At 38.0% G+C, this 21,103-nt stretch carries 13 protein-coding genes and 1 tRNA gene; 9 read left to right on the top strand and 5 right to left on the bottom strand.

Going from position 1 to position 21,103, the window contains the following annotated elements:
• The first annotated feature begins 56 nt into the window (after positions 1–56).
• Complete coding sequence (gene pheT / locus F3D68_RS00910; RefSeq protein ID WP_151192660.1) at positions 57–2,438, top strand: phenylalanine--tRNA ligase subunit beta; 2,382 nt, start codon at positions 57–59, stop codon at positions 2,436–2,438.
• 274 nt (positions 2,439–2,712) lie between these two features.
• Here the strand turns inward: pheT and F3D68_RS00905 are convergent.
• Positions 2,713–2,788, bottom strand: a tRNA-Lys gene (locus F3D68_RS00905).
• Between the two features lie 42 nt (positions 2,789–2,830).
• On the opposite strand from F3D68_RS00905, the gene F3D68_RS00900 reads away from it, so the two are divergent.
• Positions 2,831–3,394, top strand: a complete 564-nt coding sequence (locus tag F3D68_RS00900) for a GspH/FimT family protein (RefSeq protein ID WP_151192659.1) — start codon at positions 2,831–2,833, stop codon at positions 3,392–3,394.
• On the opposite strand, the gene holA is transcribed toward F3D68_RS00900, so the two are convergent.
• The 3 genes from holA to plsY are packed head-to-tail and all read right to left on the bottom strand — an operon-like array spanning position 3,391 to position 5,798.
• Positions 3,391–4,383 (bottom strand): DNA polymerase III subunit delta, encoded by a 993-nt coding sequence (gene holA / locus F3D68_RS00895; RefSeq protein ID WP_151192658.1) that lies wholly within the window; start codon positions 4,381–4,383, stop codon positions 3,391–3,393. The two genes, F3D68_RS00900 and holA, sit on opposite strands and share 4 nt — an antisense overlap.
• Before the next feature lie 10 nt (positions 4,384–4,393).
• A complete protein-coding gene (gene mutM / locus F3D68_RS00890) occupies positions 4,394–5,212 on the bottom strand; it encodes a bifunctional DNA-formamidopyrimidine glycosylase/DNA-(apurinic or apyrimidinic site) lyase (RefSeq protein ID WP_151192657.1) in 819 nt (272 codons plus the stop codon).
• Complete coding sequence (plsY, locus tag F3D68_RS00885) at positions 5,205–5,798, bottom strand: glycerol-3-phosphate 1-O-acyltransferase PlsY (RefSeq protein WP_151192656.1); 594 nt, start codon at positions 5,796–5,798, stop codon at positions 5,205–5,207. Before plsY ends, mutM begins: the two co-directional genes overlap by 8 nt.
• A gap of 227 nt (positions 5,799–6,025) precedes the next feature.
• Here plsY and F3D68_RS00880 point away from each other — a divergent pair, with 227 nt between their 5' ends.
• From F3D68_RS00880 to F3D68_RS00850, 7 genes are all read left to right on the top strand, one after another.
• Positions 6,026–8,149, top strand: coding sequence for a type I secretion system permease/ATPase (locus F3D68_RS00880; protein WP_151192655.1), 2,124 nt, complete (start codon positions 6,026–6,028; stop codon positions 8,147–8,149).
• Between the two features lie 2 nt (positions 8,150–8,151).
• Complete coding sequence (locus F3D68_RS00875) at positions 8,152–9,567, top strand: HlyD family type I secretion periplasmic adaptor subunit (RefSeq protein ID WP_191092645.1); 1,416 nt, start codon at positions 8,152–8,154, stop codon at positions 9,565–9,567.
• 292 nt (positions 9,568–9,859) lie between these two features.
• Positions 9,860–10,612 carry a hypothetical protein gene (locus tag F3D68_RS00870; RefSeq protein ID WP_151192653.1) on the top strand — a complete coding sequence of 251 codons (753 nt, stop codon included), beginning with the start codon at positions 9,860–9,862 and terminating at the stop codon, positions 10,610–10,612.
• A 538-nt stretch (positions 10,613–11,150) separates the two neighbouring features.
• Positions 11,151–11,555, top strand: coding sequence for a hypothetical protein (locus F3D68_RS00865; RefSeq protein WP_151192652.1), 405 nt, complete (start codon positions 11,151–11,153; stop codon positions 11,553–11,555).
• A complete protein-coding gene (locus tag F3D68_RS00860) occupies positions 11,555–11,968 on the top strand; it encodes a hypothetical protein (protein WP_151192651.1) in 414 nt (137 codons plus the stop codon). Before F3D68_RS00865 ends, F3D68_RS00860 begins: the two co-directional genes overlap by 1 nt.
• Before the next feature lie 20 nt (positions 11,969–11,988).
• Positions 11,989–12,897, top strand: a complete 909-nt coding sequence (locus F3D68_RS00855; protein WP_151192650.1) for a hypothetical protein — start codon at positions 11,989–11,991, stop codon at positions 12,895–12,897.
• Positions 12,898–12,911: 14 nt separating this feature from the next.
• Positions 12,912–19,172: a calcium-binding protein gene (locus tag F3D68_RS00850; protein ID WP_151192649.1), complete on the top strand. Its 6,261-nt coding sequence runs from the start codon at positions 12,912–12,914 to the stop codon at positions 19,170–19,172.
• Here the strand turns inward: F3D68_RS00850 and F3D68_RS00845 are convergent.
• Positions 19,169–20,980: a peptidoglycan D,D-transpeptidase FtsI family protein gene (locus tag F3D68_RS00845; protein ID WP_191092644.1), complete on the bottom strand. Its 1,812-nt coding sequence runs from the start codon at positions 20,978–20,980 to the stop codon at positions 19,169–19,171. The two genes, F3D68_RS00850 and F3D68_RS00845, sit on opposite strands and share 4 nt — an antisense overlap.
• Between the last annotated feature and the right edge of the window lie 123 nt (positions 20,981–21,103).

Here is a 21,103-nt window from a genome sequence, read left to right as displayed (position 1 = left end):
CGGAGGTAGCATTAGCTTAAAAGCTAACGCTACCTCAAACATTACAGGATAACAAAATGAAATTTAGTCATCGTTGGTTAGAAAATTATTTGGATAAAAATCTTGAGGTAAATACCTTAAGTGAAAAGCTTACAGCTGCCGGTTTGGAAGTTGATTCAATTGAAGCCGTTGCTTTGGATTTCACACAGGTTGTTGTTGGGCAAATTAAAAAAATTGATAAGCATCCTGATGCGGATAAGCTAAACGTTTGTGAAGTCGATGTTGGCGATGATGAGCTAGTTACCATCGTCTGTGGCGCGCCAAATGTCTATGCGGGGATGAAAGCGCCTGTCGCTAAGATTGGCGCATGCCTGCCTGGTGATTTTAAGATAAAGAAAAGTAAACTTCGCGGTCAACCATCGTATGGCATGATGTGCTCGCAAAAAGAACTTGGGTTGAGTGATGAAAGCGAAGGTTTGATGGATTTGCCAGTGGATGCACCTGTTGGTGTTGATATTCGTGAATATTTGCAGTTGGATGATCATATTGTTGAAGTGGATTTGACACCGAATCGCGCGGATTGTTTAAGTGTATATGGAGTGGCAAGAGAGGTTGCCGCTTTAACTGATGCTAAGCTTAAACCTCTTGATGAGATTAAACTTAATCTTGTTAAAGGTGTGCAAAAACAAGTTGTTTCAGCGGTGTCTGAGGCATGTCCACGCTATTTTGGACGGATGATTTATAATATTGATGCGAAAGCGCAAACTCCCCTTTGGATGAAAGAGCGTCTGCGCCGTTCAGGCTTAAGATCAATCTCTGCGATTGTTGATATTACCAATTATGTATTACTTGAACTGGGTCAGCCACTGCATGCCTTTGATGCTGATAAAGTTGGTAGTACTGTCTATGCGCGCATGGCGAAAGAGAATGAAAAGATTACCTTATTAGATGAAACTGAAGTAACTCTTAAATCCAATACTTTAGTGATTGCTGATGAGCATAAAGCGTTAGCGATTGCTGGTGTGATGGGTGGGCTGGATTCATCCGTAACTGATAATACACAAAATATCTTTCTAGAAAGTGCTTATTTTGCGCCTAAAGCAATTGCAGGTAAAGCACGTCAATATGGATTGCATACAGACTCATCACATCGCTTTGAACGCGGTGTTGATCCGAAGCTATGCCAATATGCAATTGATTATGCCGCACGTTTGATCGTTGATATTGCTGGAGGTGAAGTCAGTGAAGTTGTTAAGGCGGATCATTACAATGAAACAACGACTCAAATTCCATTACGCTTAAATAAGCTAAACTCAATTCTTGGTATGGATTTTAGTGCCGCATTTGTTGAAGACGTGTTAACAGCGCTTAATATCACACTTGAACCAGTTAACGATGCCTGTAATGAGATTAAGTGGTTGGCAACTGCCCCAAGTTATCGTTTTGATATGGCGATTGAAGAAGATTTAATCGAAGAAGTCGGGCGTGTCTATGGTTATCAGAATTTACCGATGACCTTGCCCGAGGTAACATTGTCGCAACAACAAGTTTCTGAACATATCATTACTTTAAGCGCATTAAAAAATACATTGATTAATCGCGGCTATCATGAAGTGATCAATTATAGCTTTATTGATCCTAAATTAGATGAATTGTTTTTTGATACCGCAGGATTGGCTTTGCAAAAGCCGATTTCACAAGATATGTCGGTGATGCGTCAAGGCTTGATCCCAGGCCTTGTGTCAACATTTAAAGCCAATTTAAATCGTCAGCAATCGCGTATTCGTATTTTTGAAGAAGGTGTTTGTTTTCAACCGGCTGAGACATTAGCGCATGAATACTCACATTTAGCCGGTCTTGTTTATGGTGATATCAATCCACTGAATTGGCAGGAAAAAACGGCAAGTGATTTTTACTCAGTTAAGGCAGATGCTGAGGCGCTGCTGCAATTAAATAAAAAGTCAGTCAATTATGTTGCTTGTGAAGATATCGATTGGCTGCACCCGGGACAATCCGCTTATATTTATCAAAATGGTGAAAAAGTTGGTGTTATTGGTGTCTTGCACCCAAGTGTAATGAAAGTATTGCAAATCAAAGGCAAATCACCGGTAGTATTTGAGCTGCAAACCAGTAAAATCTCAAACAAAGATGTTGCTAAATTTATGGCAATTTCTAAATATCCATCGGTTTCACGTGATATTGCGGTTATTGTTGATTGTAATATCAGTGCGCAAAGCTTGATTGATGCAGTGAATAAAGCGGATGTGAATTTATTGAATCAGGTTGATTTATTTGATGTTTATCAAGGTGAAAACTTGCCAGAGAATAAAAAGAGTATCGCTTTGAATCTCACTTTTCAAGATAATACGCAGACCTTGACGGATGAGCTTATGAATGACGCGATGGCTAAAATTCTTAAGTCGCTAAAAGAAAATACTGATGCCAGTCTGCGAGAATAGTATCTCGTGATTAGAAGTCATGATTTGAAACCATTACATACTTCTGAACTACAGGCTTTTAAGGAAACAATACAGATATCAAATATTCCTATTCTAGTGCAAGTGTTAGATTGGGCTAGAATCCCTGAGGTTTTTCATGAAAGCATTCTAAAGGGCTATGCTATTTTAAAACCTTTGGGCTAGGCTTCTTTAATATACCAATTATAGATTTGTATCAGTGCATATTGTTGACTAGAATCACTAAAAATATGAAATATTATGATCATTATGAAAATGGTGGGTCGTGCAGGATTCGAACCTGCGACCAATTGGTTAAAAGCCAACTGCTCTACCGACTGAGCTAACGACCCAAAGACAGGGCACATTATAGGGAATATGGAGTTAATTGCAATATGAAGATGAGAAAAAATGGCAAAAACAACAGAGGCGCTCGAAATCTAGGCTTTAGCTTGATTGAGGGAATGGTGGTTATTGTCGTGATGGCGATCGTTATTGCGGTTGCTGTGCCTTTGATGGTTGGCACTTTGGGGCGCGCTAATTCAGAAATTTATTTAGATAAAGTCAAAGCGGCTTTAGAGTTAGGCAGAATCACAGCAATGTCAGAAGTAACATCAGTATTTCTGTGTCCAAGCACGGATGGTGCTACCTGTGCGACGGTACCAGCAAGTAATTGGGGGAATAATCGCTTGATTCTATTTACAAGTTCAACGGGGGTGTCTACTGATGTTGATCGTATTATTACAACGATTGAGGCACCAACCACAGGAGAATATATTTCAAGTACAAATGGTGATTCGATGAAATTTCAGCCAAGTGGATTATCCTCAACTGCTGCATCTTTACGTTATTGCGCTACCGTTGATGGGCAAGGCGCGGGGCGTTATGATCGAGAAGTAGTGATTAATATGATTGGCAGAATCAAGCTTGATATTTTTAGTACCTCACAAGTGTGCTAATGTAATTGACATACTAGCTCAGTTAATGCGTGCTCTACATCACCTTGTTCGATTCCTTTAACGAGTAAATCAATGGCAAAGCATTGATTAAAAAGCTGAGCATAATACTGCTTGCTAAATTTTCTAGCTAGGCGTGCATAGACGGCTTGCCGTGTTTTCCAGATATTATTGCGTACAAAGGTTTGTTGTTGCTGTTGTGGCGTTTGCATGCTCAGGTTATAGCAAATGCGTAACTCTTTTAAAATTGCCCAAAGAATAATGGCACTTTCAACACGCTCTTTGAATAAGTGCTGTAATATCACCAGTGAGCGATTCATGTTCTGCTCAATAAGACTTTGTGCCAGATCAAATACATCGTAATTCATCGCATTGGATAAATACTCAGTAAGCGTCTTATCATCAAAGTGCGTCTGTGGTTGATGTTGCAGTAGGCTAATCATTTGGTTAGCAGCAAAGAGATTGCCTTCGGTTTTTTGTGCTAAGAGCATCAAGGCGTCTTCAGTTAATGTGATTGGCTTATCAAGAGAGCTAAGTTCAAGCTTAATGAGTTTAATCGACTCTTGAATGCTAACTGGCCATACTTGAATATATAGTGCTTGTTGCACAAGTGACTGGAACCATTTAGTTTTTTGTTGCGCACTCGTCAGATCATCAAATATCAACAAAAAGCGATCACTTTGTGAGATGTTGTTAAGGCAATCAACGAGCAATTTTTGCGCATTCTTATCAGGCGCTTTAGTAATGGTCAGTTGCAATAAACGTTCTTCGGCAAACAAGCTAAAGCTATTGAAGTTGCTTTGTAAAAAATCATATTGTTGATTGATGATTTGTGCGCGCAGAATCTCAAAGTTTTGTGCTTTATATTTGGCATTAATTTGCTCAATGAGTTTATTTTTTTGATAAGGCTCTTTGCCGGTGATGATATAACAAGGGAAGTCTTTTTTTTCAATGACTTTTAAGGCTTCTAGGTAGTTAGTGGCTTTGATCATTATTTTTCCCTTATGGTTGACATTGTGGGCAATAGAAGGTGTTGCGTTGATTGATAACAATCGATGAAATAACGGTTGAACAGATCTGGCATGCTTTGTCTTTTTGCCCGTAAACTGCTAAAGATTGGGCAAAATAACCAGGTTTGCCTGTGGCATTTTTGTAGTCTTTCAAGGTGGTGCCACCGGCTTTAATCGCTTGCAATAACGTGGATTGGATGGCATCGATAAGCTTGCTGATCTCATTCTTTGTCAAGGTATTAGCGGGTTTCAACGGTGAAATACCTGCTTTAAATAAACTCTCACAGGCATAGATGTTGCCAACACCAACCACGATTTTGTTATCCATAATCACACTTTTGATCGCTTGTGTGCGTGCTTTAAGTGTGCGTTGCAAATAGCGACTATTAAAGTGTTGCGTTAAAGGCTCAGGACCATAGTTTGAAAAGTATTTATGTAGCAAAGGATCACCGTCGGTAATATCCCAATAACCAAAGCGCCGAGGGTCATGATAAAAGATCGTCTGACCATCATCGAGTTGTAAAACAATATGATCATGTTTTTTGTGTTGATAGGTATTACGATCAGTAATCTGCAATACACCAGACATGCCAAGATGAATAATCAACGCATAATCATCTAAGGTGATAATCAAATGCTTGCCACGCCTTGAGATATCATGAATTGATTGGTTAGTTACTTTGTCACTAAGCCTAGGATCCAGTGGATAGCGTAGTTTATCAATATAAGTATGAGCGCTTATAATCTTGCGCTTTAAGCAATGTAAGCTAAGACCGTTTTTAACCGTCTCGACTTCAGGTAATTCAGGCATTTTTCTTTTGACCTATTTTGCTTTCGCTGCCATTGATAAGGCGTTTGATGTTTTCATGATGTCGTAAGATCACAATAACAGCAATGATGATAAATGGCAGTGCAGTGTGAAAACTAAAGATGAAAATCACACAAACAGCAGAAACAATCGTCGCAATTAATGCAGACAATGAAGAGTACTTGGTAATTAATGCGCATATGAGCCATGTAGCAAGAAAGATAATGCCAATCAACCAATAAAATCCAAGAACAACACCGATTAAAGTGGCAACACCTTTACCTCCTTTGAAACCAAAGAATACAGGAAATATATGCCCAACAACGGCAAGAAGTGCAACATAACCAATTTCAGTTGCGCTTAAATGTAAAGCATGCGCAATAATTACGGGGATTAAGCCTTTCAGTGCGTCACCCAAAAGGGTGATTGCTGCGGCCTTTTTGCCTCCTAGACGCAAGACATTAGTTGCCCCTGGATTACCGGAACCAATACTGCGTGGTGAAGGTAAGCCCATCAATTTACAGGTGATGATGGCACTATTAATTGAACCAAATAAGTAGCCAATGATAAGCATTAAAATAAATAGCATGATTGTGTACAGTATGATTTAGACTGCCCATGAGTGTCTGAATTTTTGAGGATTAAGTCAAGTGCTTATTAGACCAAGTATCTTAAAACGTGATGCCACACCCATCACAAATCAATTTACAGAGTTTCGGTTATTGAATTTCTACAGATAACATTAAAACCACCCTTTATTTATCTATTTTTTGATCTATATTTTATCTTGAGCGGGCAATTTTTCGGGGCGATGATATGCAGAGTTATCAGCAAAATACAGCGTTATTAGCACTAATACAAGCAGCCAGTTTATATCAGGTGGCATTAGATCCTAAAACGATTTTTCATCAGTTTGCTGTGGATGGGGCATTTGGGCATACGGCATTGATGCGAGCGCTTAAAGTCAATGCTTTTCATGCCAAAGAGATCAGCTGCGATATCGCGAGTATTAAGTTATCTACTTTACCTGCAATTATTGTTGGCAAAGACGATTATTTTGTTTTGGTCGGTGTTAATGATCAACAAGAGTATCTTGTTATTTTAGCCAATAGCAATGAGCTGACGAGTTTATCGTCAGCTGAATTTAGTCAATTATTTAATGGTAAAGTGATCTATCTCAATCCTAAAAATAATACGTCAAAAGATAAGGCATTTAATATCAAATGGTTTATTCCGGCATTATGGAAATACAAACACGTCTTTCGTGATGTGTTTATCGCGTCATTTTTCTTGCAGTTATTTGCTCTGGTAACACCACTATTTTTCCAAGTGGTGATGGATAAAGTGGTTGTGCATCAAGCCTTAACCACATTGGAGATATTAGCCATTGGCTTTGTGGCAGTGAGTATTTTTGAGGTAATTTTAGGTGCGATTCGTACTTATTTGTTTGCACATACCACAAGTCGCGTTGATGTTGAGTTAGGTACTAAACTGTATCAGCATTTATTAAGTTTGCCTCTTGCTTATTTTGAGGCGCGGCAAGTGGGTTTAAGTGTGGCACGTGTTAAAGAGCTTGATAGTATTCGTGAGTTTTTGACTAGTAGCGCATTGACCTTGCTGATTGACCTTGGCTTTACTTTTATCTTTTTCGCGGTCATGTGGTTTTATTCAGCCCAATTGACCTTAATCGTATTGGCAACCATTCCTTGTTATGTTGTCTTGTCACTTTTGATTACCCCAATACTAAAGGCGCGCCTTGATCAGGCATTTAAAGAAGGTGCCAAGAATCAAGCATTTCTAACCGAATCATTAACCGGAATTCAAACCGTTAAATCATCAGCGATTGAGCCACAAATGCAACATAAATGGGAAGATAATCTAGCAAATTATGTGCGAACCAACTTTCGCGCGCGCAACTTAAGTAATATCACTTCGCAAATCGCACAATTTATTAGCAAGATCACGACACTTTTGATTATTTTTCTAGGGGTTAACTTAGTGATGTCAGGTGATTTAACCATTGGTCAATTGATTGCTTTTAATATGCTCGCCGGACGCGTTACTAGTCCTATTTTAAAAGTGGTGCAATTATGGCAGGACTTTCAGCAAGCACGTATATCATTAAAACGTTTGGGGGATATTTTAAATACCACAGCGGAAGGATCCACCGTAAGCAATAATCAGCAATTAGCCCAATTATCTGGAAGTATCGAATTTAAGAATCTTACATTTCATTATGGCATTAATACCCCTGCGGTATTAAAAGAGATTAACTTCAACGTTCAAGCCAATCAAACCGTTGGTATTGTCGGGCGCTCAGGCTCGGGTAAAAGTACATTGGCAAAACTCTTACAAAAGCTTTATCTACCGCAATCAGGCAGTATTTTACTCGATGGTGCTGATATCTCAGCATTAAGTGCTGTATGGTTAAGGCAACAGATTGGCGTGGTGTCACAAGAGAGCTTTTTATTTAATCGCAGTATTCGTGAGAATATTGCGCTAACTTGTCCAGGGGCTTCTTTGGATGTAGTAATCAATGCGGCTAAATTATCAGGAGCTGATGAGTTTATTGTCAAATTAAAACATGGTTATGACACGATCGTAGAGGAGCAAGGTGCCAATTTCTCTGGAGGGCAAAAGCAGCGTATTGCCATCGCCAGAGCATTGATCAATGAGCCTAAAATACTTATTTTTGATGAGGCAACATCGGCTTTAGATTACGAGTCTGAGCGTATGATTCAGCAAAATATGCGTGAAATCACCCAAAATCGCACGGTGTTTATTATCGCCCACAGACTATCAACGGTGATGCATTGCGATAAGATTATCTATCTTGAAGCAGGTAAGGTGGTTGAGGAAGGGAGTCATAATGAACTATTAGCATTGGGTGGTCACTATGCCAAGCTGTATCGTGCACAATTTGTAAACATAAGGGGATGATGATGAGAAACTTATATCGCAAAATTGTCCAACTTTATCAGCAATTGGTGCAATGGCAAGACAGGCGCAATCAGCAAAGGGATGCGTTAAGTTTTCTCCCTTTGGCACTTGAGGTTGAAGAGAGACCACCACACCCCTTAGCGCGCATCATGATGTGGCTTTTGGTTGTGTTAATTGTCATTGCCGTACTATGGGCATGCTTTGGCAAAATGGATGTTGTAGTGAGCGCACAAGGGAAGGTCGTGCCCGAAGCGCAGGTTAAATCAATTCAGCCGTTAGAAAAAGGGGTGATTAAAGAGATTTTGGTGAAAGATGGTCAGCTGGTAACAAAAGGGCAAGTATTGATTGAGTTAGATCAGCGGGTTACTCAGGCGGATATTGAGAATATTACGCAACAGCTTAAGGTGGCGTACTTTATGTTGAAAGAGTACCAAAGCCTTTATCAGTTATTACAGTTAGCAACGAAGGATGGATTAGCAAAAAAGGATATTGATGAGCTGTTGTTTACACAAGGATTAACGTCAACAGAAAGAGATGCTTTGATTGAGCTGATATGGCGAAAATGGCAAGCTTATAGTGCGGATATCGATTATTTGATGGCTGAGATTAGTGCTGCCAAAGCCGAGAAAGAAGCACTTGAGATGCAACTTGAAATGCTCAATAAGACACTGCCGATTATTACTGAGCAAAATAGCATGTACCAAACACTGCATCAAAATGACTATGGCTCAAAAGCTGATATGTTACAAAGTCAAAAAGTGGTGATTGAAACCGAGCAAGCATTAGCACAACACAAGGCAACAGTAGCGCAGTTAACTGCAAATATTAGCAGTAAAAATAGTGCGCTTATGCGTGCTAAAGCAGACTACTTCGCGCAAGTGTTAGAGGAAATTGAGTTAAATCAAAAAGACTTTAAGAGTCTAAGCAATGAACTTAACAAATATCAATTAATGCAGCAGGCACAAAGTCTAAGCGCACCACTTTCAGGTTTTGTCCAGAGCTTATCTGTGCATACCATTGGTGCGGTGGTGACGCCTGCTCAAATATTAATGCAGATTATTCCCAAAGATAGTCCACTAGAAGTTAATGCGATGATCTCAAATAAAGATATTGGCTATGTGCATGAAGGGCAAAAGGTACAAGTCAAGATCGATACGTATCCTTTTACTGAATACGGATTATTAACCGGTGAGATTGTTGAGATAAGTGACGATGCGATTGACGATCAACATTTGGGATTGGTCTTTAAAGTCATTGCAAAGCTTGATAGCACGACATTACACAAGCAAGGAAAAGAGTTTAGCATTCGCTCAGGCATGACGGTGACCGTTGAGGTGAAAACCGGCGAAAGACGAATTATTGAATATTTCCTAAGTCCGTTAACTAAGGCATTTAAAGAAAGCTTGCATGAGCGTTGATAATGGGTGTAGGGATGAAGATTGGATAGAGGGAATTCTCTACAATAACTTGAGTCTGATAAGGAGTTTTGGTTAGCAATTTAAGACTTGTTAAGCAGAAATTTTCAAAAAATCAAGAATGAAATTTGACCTTTGGAAATAATGGTCTAGGCTTAATCCGAGGCAACTCTATTTTATCCCCCCGCGCTTGATTTTTCATCATATGGATTGATTGTACTAAAAGCCATTTTTTGAAGGCTTGGTTTGAATGAATTGGTTATGTTGTTTTGTGAAAACATGTAAGGAGATAATCGTGGTATTAAAAGATAAACAAGATAGCGCTGATAAGCCCAAAAAATGGAGTAGAAATTGGCTTGAGTGTAAGCTTGTAAAAGATGATTATTATTTAATGAATTTTGCAAAAGATGAAGAAATAAAAAAAGCTTATCGGTTCAGGCGTTTGCTATCGCTTATAATATTGCTGCTAACTATTTCAGTGGCACCATTTTTTTTGATGACTCCCTTAATTCTAATCATTATATATTTTATCTCTTTAAGATTTTTTTGGTTTATCCTTGGCTTGTTGACTATGGCTGTATGTTGTTTTTTTACATATGCATCATTGACCAAAGGAGAGTATGTTGTTGCTTTTGTATTTGTTTTAATAATAAGTGAGGTTACTGTCTTTATGCTTTTTTTGATAAATCAAGGAGCATGTAAAAGACTGGATGAAATTTATTTTGAATCGATTTATTTAAAGTTAAAACAGATGGGTTCTAAAGATAATCTAACAAATAATTGTATTATTAATGCTTTCTTGCAAGGCGCTTTTGGTTTTACAGCTATCTGGTGTTTAAAGTTGGATGAAAAAAAACCTTATTTATTTGCGTTTAAAACTAAATACTTTAGGTACGTATGTCTATATCCATGGCTTATCTATAGTAAGCCTGAGTGGTTTCAAAAAGGAGGAAGGTTGCGTTGCTTTGAATTCTGTCGTTGGATAGTTATTTTCCCAACCATAATGTTTATTGTTGCTTGTGCTTTGTATGTTTTGAGTAAATTCTAAATAAAGCAGGAGATTTATTATGTGTTCTAAATTAGAAAAACTAAAGAGTTTACCGGTTTAGAAAAAGCTGTTGGAGGGATTAGTGTAACATTAACACAGACTAAAGAAATATTTGGAAGTTTGTATCAAGCGCTTGTCAGTGCATGGGCACAATCAGCTGAAGGATTTACATCAGCTATTACCACACTGGAAGGACTAATGCTCAAAGAATCATCCCGTTCCCTGAGCTAAGTCGAAGGGGAAATATCAAAAAATGTATAAGGGCTTCGACTGACGCTCAGTCCACGGTTACGGAATATAGTTCCGAACAATATTTTTGCTTGCAGCACGAGGATAATTAAGCAGAATTTTTCAAAAAATCAAGAATGAAATTTGATCTTTAGAGATAATGGTCTAGGCTTAATCCGAGGCAACTCTATTTTATCCCCCGCGCTTGATTTTTTATCATATGGATTGATTGTACTAAAAGCCATTTTTTGAAGGCTTGATTTGAATGAATTGGTGATGTTGTTTTGTGAAAACATGTAAGGAGATAATCGTGGTATTAAAAGATAAACAAGATAGCGCTGATAAACCCAACAAATGGAGTAGAAATTGGCTTGAGTGTAAGCTTGTAAAAGACGATTATTATTTAATGAACTGGGCAGAAGAAAGTGAAATTAGTAGATCCTATAATAGGAGATTATTAATTTGGATTATTATTGCTGTTTCGATGACGTTATTAGCAGTATTCAGTGTTTATACTATTATTTATTTGCTTATAGGTCGCGTTGATTTGGTAGACAAGTATCCTTACTGGTGGACACCAATAGTATTGTTGGTTTTGCTCGTTATATCTTTAAGGTTGTTCTTGATAATATTTGTATTGATGATAAATGTGGCTCTTTCTTATGCATTTTTCATATATATATATTACAGCATTCATATGATGCAGCATATGTAATGTTAATACTTCTTTCGGAGTTAATCGTTGTTATTTTCTTTTTGCTAATTCAACGAAGAGGAGAATATATCGATAGCGTATGTTTTGATCGTATCTACTCAAACCTAACTAGAGTGAATGGAGATGAAAAAATTGTGAGAAATAAATTGATTGATATTTTTCTACAAGGTGCCTTCGGCTTTACAGCTATCTGGTGTTTAAAGTCGGATGAAAAAACACCTTATTTATTTGCGTTTAAAACCAAGTACTTTAGGTATATGTGTGTATATCCTTGGCTTATTTATAGTAAGCCTGAGTGGTTTGGAGAGGAGGTTGGTACCCTGTGGTGCTTTGCACTTTGTCGTTGGATAATCATTCTTCCAAGCATTATGTTTACCGGCGCTTGTGTTTTGTATATTTACAGTAAATTCTAAATGGAGTAAGTGGTGTATGTATGTTTTACATTATGTTAGTTTTTATCTTATTGCTAGTAGTGCTGATTCTGAAAGCGCACAGATTGTTTAAGCAAAGAGTAGGTGGCATAGTGATGTTGCCTAACGGGGATGGCTGTGAAAAGTTTCCAACACAATCGTTCTGGCATAGAAATTGGGCTGAAAATAAGATAATTAATGATGATTATTATGCTATGTACATGGCATCTGAGAGAGAAAGAAAAGTTATCCATTCTCGTCGAATATGTATTTTTGTTGTGATTTATATTATTTTGTTTTTTGCTTTTTATATTAACTATAAAATCTTGATTACTCAAAGTGCAAGTAATCAACATCTCTATGAATTAATTAAACCTTATGTATTATATATTGTCTTTATAAGCATGCTGGTAGTGCCGATATGGTATAAAGACTTTTTACTCTGGGGAGGAACTACTATTACTTTATGTCTAGCTGTGTTTGCACTCAGATCGGATGATTACATCATTATTTTCTTGTCAATATTTGGCATAACTGAATCGTTATTATGGTTGTCATTTTTATGCAATAAACATTATTTTTATCGACTAGATAAGCTTTATTTTCTAGTTATATATAAAATTCTTGAGAGCCATCCAGAGTATTTTGGTAAGCGTCTTGATATTATGTTATTTATGCATGGATTTGTGGGTCTATCAACAATTTGGATGCTAACAAATAAAGGAAATAACGGGATGTTATTTGCCTTTAAAATTAAATTTATTAGATATGTTTTTATATATCCATGGCTGTTATATTTAAAGTCAAATTGGTTTGAAGAGTTAGGTGTTAGAAAAGTGTTAATAGGTATTTGGAGGGTCTATTTGTATATACCTTTAATACTCATGATTGTTTTTGTTTTTACTGTCTTGTATTTGTTATTTTGTAACTAACTGAGGAGATTATCATGTGTTCTGAATTAGAAAAAACTAAAGAGTTTACCGGTTTAGAAAAAGCCGTTGGAGGGACTAGTATAGCATTAACACAGACTAAAGAAATTGGACATGCTGCTGAGGAGTTAGCCAAAGGTAAAAATATGAAAGATATGGGGGCTGCTATAAAAGGTTTTTCAAGTCATTTTGGTAGAATGCTTTCAATCGGAGATATTGTGATTGAGTATTTACATGGTAAGCCTGTAGCAATTATTGCTATAGAATCTGCTATGGCAGCTACAGGTGCTGCAACTGGAGGAAAAATAGTGGCAAGGATGAATGTCTCAGGATGGTATCGAAGTGGACTTAGGATTGCTGGGAAAGGTGTAGGTGCTATAATTTTGCTTGCAGCAACAAAAAGAGCCTTTAGTGACTTATATTTTGCAATTAATAATTTTGATGGGAGTTTTCAAGACTTTGCCAATAAGTTTACGTATAAATCAAAAGGAAGTTGGACAGACTCGGTCTTGAATTTTTGGAAAGAAAACTCACCAGATAGTTATAATCAAGTATCAAAGGCAATATATGATGGGGTTCAGCTCTATTTGGATAGTGATGTGAATGCGTTTTTCAATTTATTAGGTGAGAAATTAGGGGGAATGATGAACGAGGTATTAACATCTTTTCTTGATGGAGATCAAAGAGATAGAGTTACCTCAGAGTTAGATGATTGCCCTGAAGATAAAAAAGAAGATAATAAGGAAGACCCCATAGATAAAACTATTAATAATGACTTCAACGCCGCAGCCAATGCAGTACCGTTGCGAGCTGACCCATTAGTTTTTGATTTAGACGGTGATGGTGTTGAAACCGTAGTTGCGGATGGAAGTGTGCTATTTGATCACAATGGTGATGGAGTGAAATATGCCTCAGGTTGGGTTGGTGCTGATGATGCTTTACTGGTACGTGATGTAGATCAAAATGGACAGATTGATAATGGATTAGAGTTATTTGGGGACAATACCATTAAAGCAAATGGAGAGAAAGCCACAGATGGTTTTGATGCGCTATCAGATTTGGATGATAATAACGATGGTGTTTTTGATCATAATGATACAGCATTTGATGAGCTTCGATTATGGCAAGATAGCAATCAAGATGGTGTTGTGCAAGAAGGCGAGCTCAAAAGCCTAGATGATGCTGGCATATCAAGCGTTGATTTAAATGCGATTAATGATGGCAGTGGCTCAGCCGGTGGTGTGATCGCTAAGAAATCAACTTATAACATGATCAATGGTGAGAGCTTTGTCGTCGCTGCTTTAGATTTTAATGCCAATTTATTTTATCGTGAATATCATGATGACTTTAACCATCAATTTGCTGATGAATTGGAGACCATGGATTTGGCGTTTAATATGCAAGGCTCAGGCGCTGTAAGGGACTTAAATCAAGCGGCATTACTCAATCCAGACATTGCTAACGTTGTGCAAAGTATTATACAAACCAATAGTTATCAACAGCGCAAAAGTTTATATCAAGAACTTGTTAAGGTATGGTCACAATCAGCGGAAGGGTTTACCTCAGCTATTACGACATTGGAAGGGTTAACATTCGAGTCAGGTGCACAGATTAGTTTTGACATTAGTGATGAAACACGTCAGCGCTTAGAGAAGATTGCTGTACTTGAGGCATTTAATTTTAGTCATATGCTTGATTATGCTATCACTGAGAATGGGGAAAATTCGGAAATTAGAATATCCATTGGTAATTGGTCAAACGTGATGAAGTTTAACAGTAATGAAGATTTAGTGTTAAATGATGCGATATTCGTGGGATTTGCACAGCAAGCGCCATTGATTAATAGTGCATATGATAAATTATTGGTGTCTGTTGAGAACAATGTTTTTAAAACGTATGATTATCAACGGTTGGTTGATATGGTTGAATTTTATATCGATGATCAGGATCAATTGGCGATAAATTTTGAGGCTATTGATCAGTATTTTACTGATAGTGTACAAATTAGTGCGATTGATACGATTGGCTTGTTATTATCACTTAATACGGTAGAGAATAATCAGCTATCAGCGCTTGGTTGGGATAGTAACAAAACATTAGCAAATGTCTTAAGAACGTTAAATGATGAGCAAATGGCTGAGCTATCACAAATACAATCAGATCAGTTTAAAAATGGCATGATCAGTGCCATACACACGCTACAAGAATCTCTGGAGCATACTATTCAAGGCAATGAAATTGTTATAGGTAGTGATCAAAATGATGTAATCAATCCAATAGATAGCCCTAGATGGTATACAACAAGTCCAAGCAGTAGCTTAGCATTTAATTATGTTGATGGCGGTGATGGTGATGATTGGATCCATACCGAAAGTGGGAGTTTTTATATCGATATTGTTTTTGGTGGCGATGGTAATGATTATTTGGCATCAGATATGCGTATTTTTTCAAACTATAATAATGAAGATTTTATAGCTGATGCATTATATGGTGAGGCAGGGGATGATGTTTTGCATGGTGGAGGTAGCAATAATATTTTAGATGGCGGTGAGGGTGACGATATGATTGTTGCCAGAGCTGGAAACAATAAAGTTTTTGGTGGTAGTGGTGATGATGTTATTGTGTCAGGAGTTGTGGTGTCAGAGGTATATTACGTTGCCACTGACGGAGGTTTCACTGGAGGGCAATTTCTAGCAAATAGCCATACCATAACGGAGGCGGGCAAAGGCGATGATATAATTGTTAGTGGTTACCGCAATCAATCGACTTATATTTACCATTTAGGTGATGGGCATGATGTTGTTGTGAAGAATGCCTTTTTGGATGCGCAAGGGCGTATTGGCTTTAATTATGATGGCACTTATATGATGGATTACCTCTTTAGTGCTAAAGATGAGGGGACAATCAATGACACTTTTAATGATGTATTGCGTTTCTCTGCCGGTATAAGTCCTGAGAGTATTTCTCTCAAAAGAATTGAGTATGATCTGCAATTAACAATCAATGAGTATGATAGTGTTAGGCTTACTAATTTTTATAAAGCGCTTGATGACTATGTCGATTTAGGCAAAGTGTCACGAATTGAGTTTGCAAATGGTACCGTTTGGCAACGAGGTGACGAGGTTTTTAATATTACACCTGAGAATGTTCATTATGTGGGGACGGATCAGGCAGATAGCTTTCATGGGACGATTGCTGATGATGTTTTAGAAGGGATGATTGGAAATGATTATTTATATGGAGGTAAAGGCGATGATGAGGTTTTTGGTGGTGAGGGCGATGACCAATTATATGGCAATGATGGAGATGATATATTGAATGGCGGGCAGGGCAATGATCTTTTAGTTGGAGGGTATGGTAAGAACAACTATATATTTGGCGTAAACTTTGGTAGAGATGAAATTCAAGCAACTCACTTGTATAATAGTGAGCAGTTCGCGAATGATACCGTAGTGTTTACAGATGGAATTATGCTTGGTGATGTTTTCTTTGTTAAAAATCTAGATGATCTCATTGTTAAGCACGCAAATAATCAGGATCAGATTGTATTAAAAAACTTTTACACCACGACATCAAATTACCGCTCAGGCGTGAATCAATTTGTTTTCGCCGATGACGAAATGGTCGATAGATCCCATATGTTACTTGATCCAGCTACGGTAAGAGGGACGCCTTATGATGATAAGCTAATAGGTAGTAATGAAAATGATTTGATGTATGGGCAAGATGGGAATGATAATTTAGAGGGAAATGCTGGTGACGATACACTTGATGGCGGCTTGGGTGATGACCGCTTAGCTGCAGGAGCGGGTGATGATACTTTAATCGGTGGCAAAGGTAATGACTATCTTTATGGTGATGTGGGACATAACCGTTATGTTTTTTCGGCAATGGATGGAGAAGATAAAGTTAAAAAAATGGATTTACCACGACAAATCACCGAAAACAGTTCAACGTTAGTATTTAATGAAGGTATCCAATTAAGTGATTTTGACCAGATCAATTTAACATCATTTTCGCAAATTCAATCAAAGCTAGGGGAGCGTTATCTTAAGTGGCATATCAAAGACTTAATATTTATTTCCAAGGAGAAAGGGCTTAATATTACCCTAGTAGATTATGGCATGACCAAAGATTACGATGAGGATAAACGGGACTATTCTTCACCGACATATATTGAATTTAACAACGGCACCGAGCGTTGGCAACTAATGCCGCATAAAGCGATTAGCATGGAGATCAATGGCGAAGACAAGACCTTTCATAACAGTGTGACTTTAACGTGCTTTGATGAAGTAGCACAAATGATACATATCAAAGGGATAGGCAGAAGCGAGTATTTACAAGGCACTGAAGGTAACGATATTTTAGATGGTGGTGGCTATCATGATTATTTAGCCGGAGGCTTAGGTGCTGATCATTATGTATTATCAAATCTTTCTTTCAATGATGATGTTATCATCGCTGATGAATTAAATACAGAGGATGCTATTTTACTTAAAGATGTGAGTATGGATGAGCTTTATTTTCTAAGGGACAACGATGATCTTTCAATCATTGCATTCAACAGTGATTTTGAGCAGGCGGGCAGTTATCAAAATAATGGTGGTTTTTATCGTAGCAGCATGAAGCTAAGTGGCTACTTTAAGGGATTAAGTGTTGAAACCATTATTGATAGCGAAGGTAATACGCATTCAATCGCAGAGCTATTAAAGGATGAAAATAAATATAGTGCAATAACGGATGATATACATCGCATAGGCAGCAAAGGTAATGACTATATCGAAAGCTATGCTGGAGATGATGTCATTCATGCCAAATCAGGCGATAACTGGATTGAAGCCGGTGCCGGAAATAATACCATTACAACCGGAAGTGGTGATGATAGGATTCATGTAGATAATGGTAATAACCTCATTAAGGCAGGAAGTGGTGATAATGTGGTTGAAGCTGGTGATGGTGAGAATACGATTATCACAGGCAGTGGCGCTGATATGATTGAAGTTGGTCAGGGTGATAATGTCATTAAAGCAGGGCATGGCGAAAATAGCATTCAAGCAGGCAGTGGTAATAATCAGATCTATGGCGGTGCGGATTATGATTATGTTTATGTTGAGGACGGTAATAATCTAATCAAACTAGGGAACGGTGATAATGAGCTTGATGCTGGGGATGGTGATAATGTGGTTTATGCAGGCTCAGGTGACGATTCAGTTAATCTAGGAGATGGTAACAATACAGTAAAATTAGGTAGTGGAGATAATCAAGTCTACGCTTATGATGGTGATAATATCATTATGACAGGGGGCGGTGATGATTACATTGAATTAGGCGATGGTAATAATATCATTCGCGCTGGACATGGTGATAATGAGATCGATGTGGGCGATGGCGATAATCAAATTTATAGTGGCAATGGCTATGATGTGATTTATGTTTATGATGGTGATAATGTCATTAAAGCGGGGCATGGTGACAATGAGATCTATGCAGGCAACGGTAATAATATCATTACCACAGGCAATGGTGATGATGTTATCGAGGTTCAATCCGGTCAAAATACTATTCGCTCAGGTGCTGGAGATGATACCGTTTATAGTGGCAATGGGAGTGATTTGATCTATGCAGGTAAAGGTGATGATGTCATTTATGCAGGAGGCGGCAATGATCAGCTTTACGCGCAATGGGGTGATAATAGCTTATATGGTGAGGCTGGAAACGATACCTTATATGCAGGCAATGATGGCGCGGATCAGCTTTTTGGTGGTCAAGGTGATGATACACTTCGTGCTAAAAATGGTGATGATTTGCTTCAAGGTCAGGACGGAGATGATACCCTTATCGCGCATGGTGATAACAATATCTTAAGCGGTGGCAATGGCAGTGATCATTATCAAATCAACTTCAAAAATACCAATAATACAATAATTAATAATTATGATGGTGATGGCAGTTCTGACTTTATGAAGCTCAACGGCATTAAAACAACGGATTTAAGATTTTATCGTGAAGTAAGCAACTTAATGATTAAGAATTTGGCAGACAAAAACAAACCCAAAGAGATCATTGTAACGGATTGGTTTGAATCTGGAGACCATCAAATCGATGAGATAGAAGTTGGTAAATTTGTACTAAGCAACAAACAAATTGATGTGATTATTCAAACATTGGCAAGCTTTAATGTTGAAACAGGTGTTGGCGAAGATCTGTTAAACAAAGATCAGCAAGATGAGATTAAAAATACACTTGTAAATGCTTGGATGCCAAAATCAGCCTAGTTATCGGCAATAATCTGCATCAACCATTTCTTATTTCGATTTAATAACTCATATTCACTTAATGGCTGCTGATAAGGCACGCCCATATATTGCAAGGTGTGCTGAGCAATACTGGCAAAGACAGGTGCTGCTGATACGCCACCGAATTGATAAAAATGGCTACCTTTAGGGTTGTTGATCCAAACGACAATTGAAAGTCTTGGATTTTTAACGGGTGCTACACCGGCAAAAATGGCGTTATATTCATTAACAAATTTACCATTGGCAACGCGATGTGAAGTACCTGTTTTGCCGGCAACGTCAAACCCTGGAATATTAGCAAGCACACCTGTACCATGAATGCTGACCACCGTTTGTAGCATGGCCAATACTTCTTTGGCAATATCTTGAGGTAATACTTGACGACAATTGATTTCATCTGGATGCTTTGGCTTGATTAAGCTTACTGGACAAAGCTTGCCATCATTGCCAAAAATCGTATAAGCATGTGCTAACTGTAAGGCTGAGCTACTTAATGCATAACCAAAGGAAAGGGTAGCAAATTCAAACTCACTTAATGAGCTTAAAGGGGGCAAATAACCATTGGTGGCACGTGGGAAATCAATGGTTGATGGCTGTCCAAAGCCTAAACTTGATAGGAAGTTATAAACCTTTTCTTTATCGAGTGTTAAGGTGACTTTACTAACACCAACGTTACTGGATTTCTCAAGAATTTGTGTCAAGGTGATATCACCAAAGTTGGCATCATCACGAATGCGATGACTATGCAGGAAATAATAACCAGGATTCGTATCAATCATACTATCTGGTGTGTATTTGCCCGACAGAAGTGCTTGAGAGATGAAAAATGGCTTAATGGTTGAGCCTGGTTCAAAGGTCTCAATAACGGGTTGTAAGGCAATGGCTTTGCCAGTATGTTCATTGAAGTTATTAGGGTTAAAGCTTGGGTAACTGGCAAGTGCTAAAATCTCGCCATTTTGCGGATCAACAACAACGGCAGCGCCTGAATCGGCATTGGTGTCAATGACACCTTTCTTAAGCGCTTGATAAGTAAAGCTTTGGATATTACTATCAACGGTTAAGTAAATACTTTTGCCTAGATGGTAATGTTGCGGTTTATCATTGAAACTTATAGCGCGGCCTTTACCATCTAAAGTACTAGATAGTGCACCTTCCTCTGCGTGGAGCTTATCTTGATAGGTTAGCATCAAGCCATCTTGTCCTTTATTAGCAATGTTTGTAAAACCAATAAGCGGGGCTATTTCATCGGCTTTAGGATAGTAGGTTCTATTTTGATCCTCTATCTCAACGCCTGGGATATTTAATGCTTTTAAATCATCGATTTTTGAGGGTTCAACAAACTGTGCGGCGATATAATATTGTTTGTTAGGATATTTGCTGATGAGTGTTTCAAGGTCACTTAATGAAAGACCATCAATATTTGCCGCATTGATCTTTTGATATTTTTCAGGGTAGTTTTTTAAGACTTTGATATCCAAAATAACTTTATACAAATTGGTACTGACTGCCAATGGAATGCCGTTGCGATCATAGATAATGCCACGTGTTGCATCTAAATCAATGGTGCGATGACTTTCGTTTTGACCGTGATCAGATAGAAAGCGGTGATCCTTGGTTTCTAGATAAAATAAGCGATAAACCAGCACAAGAAAGACCGCAATAATCAGAAAGAATGTAAAGAAAAAGCGCCATTTATGCTTGGGTGTACGCTTTGGCTTGTCATTATAGGTGTTAGTTTTTTTGGGTTTTTTTAGTTCTTTATCTTTCTTATTGTTATATTGTCTCATGCATAAAAATATCGTGGTCACCGTAACAGTTCGAGAGTGTACCGGAAAATGCAGCATTAAGACAACCGCTCGCGCGAGAATTGCCAATAATTGTCAGTGGTAATTGCGTTTTGTGGCTAATGT

Origin of the sequence: Cysteiniphilum sp. JM-1, assembly GCF_008711525.1 — a bacterium.
In the GTDB taxonomy this organism is placed as follows: domain Bacteria; phylum Pseudomonadota; class Gammaproteobacteria; order Francisellales; family Francisellaceae; genus Caedibacter.
The sequence above is the reverse complement of the archived record's forward strand: the minus strand, read 5'-3'. Positions and strand labels throughout refer to the sequence as shown.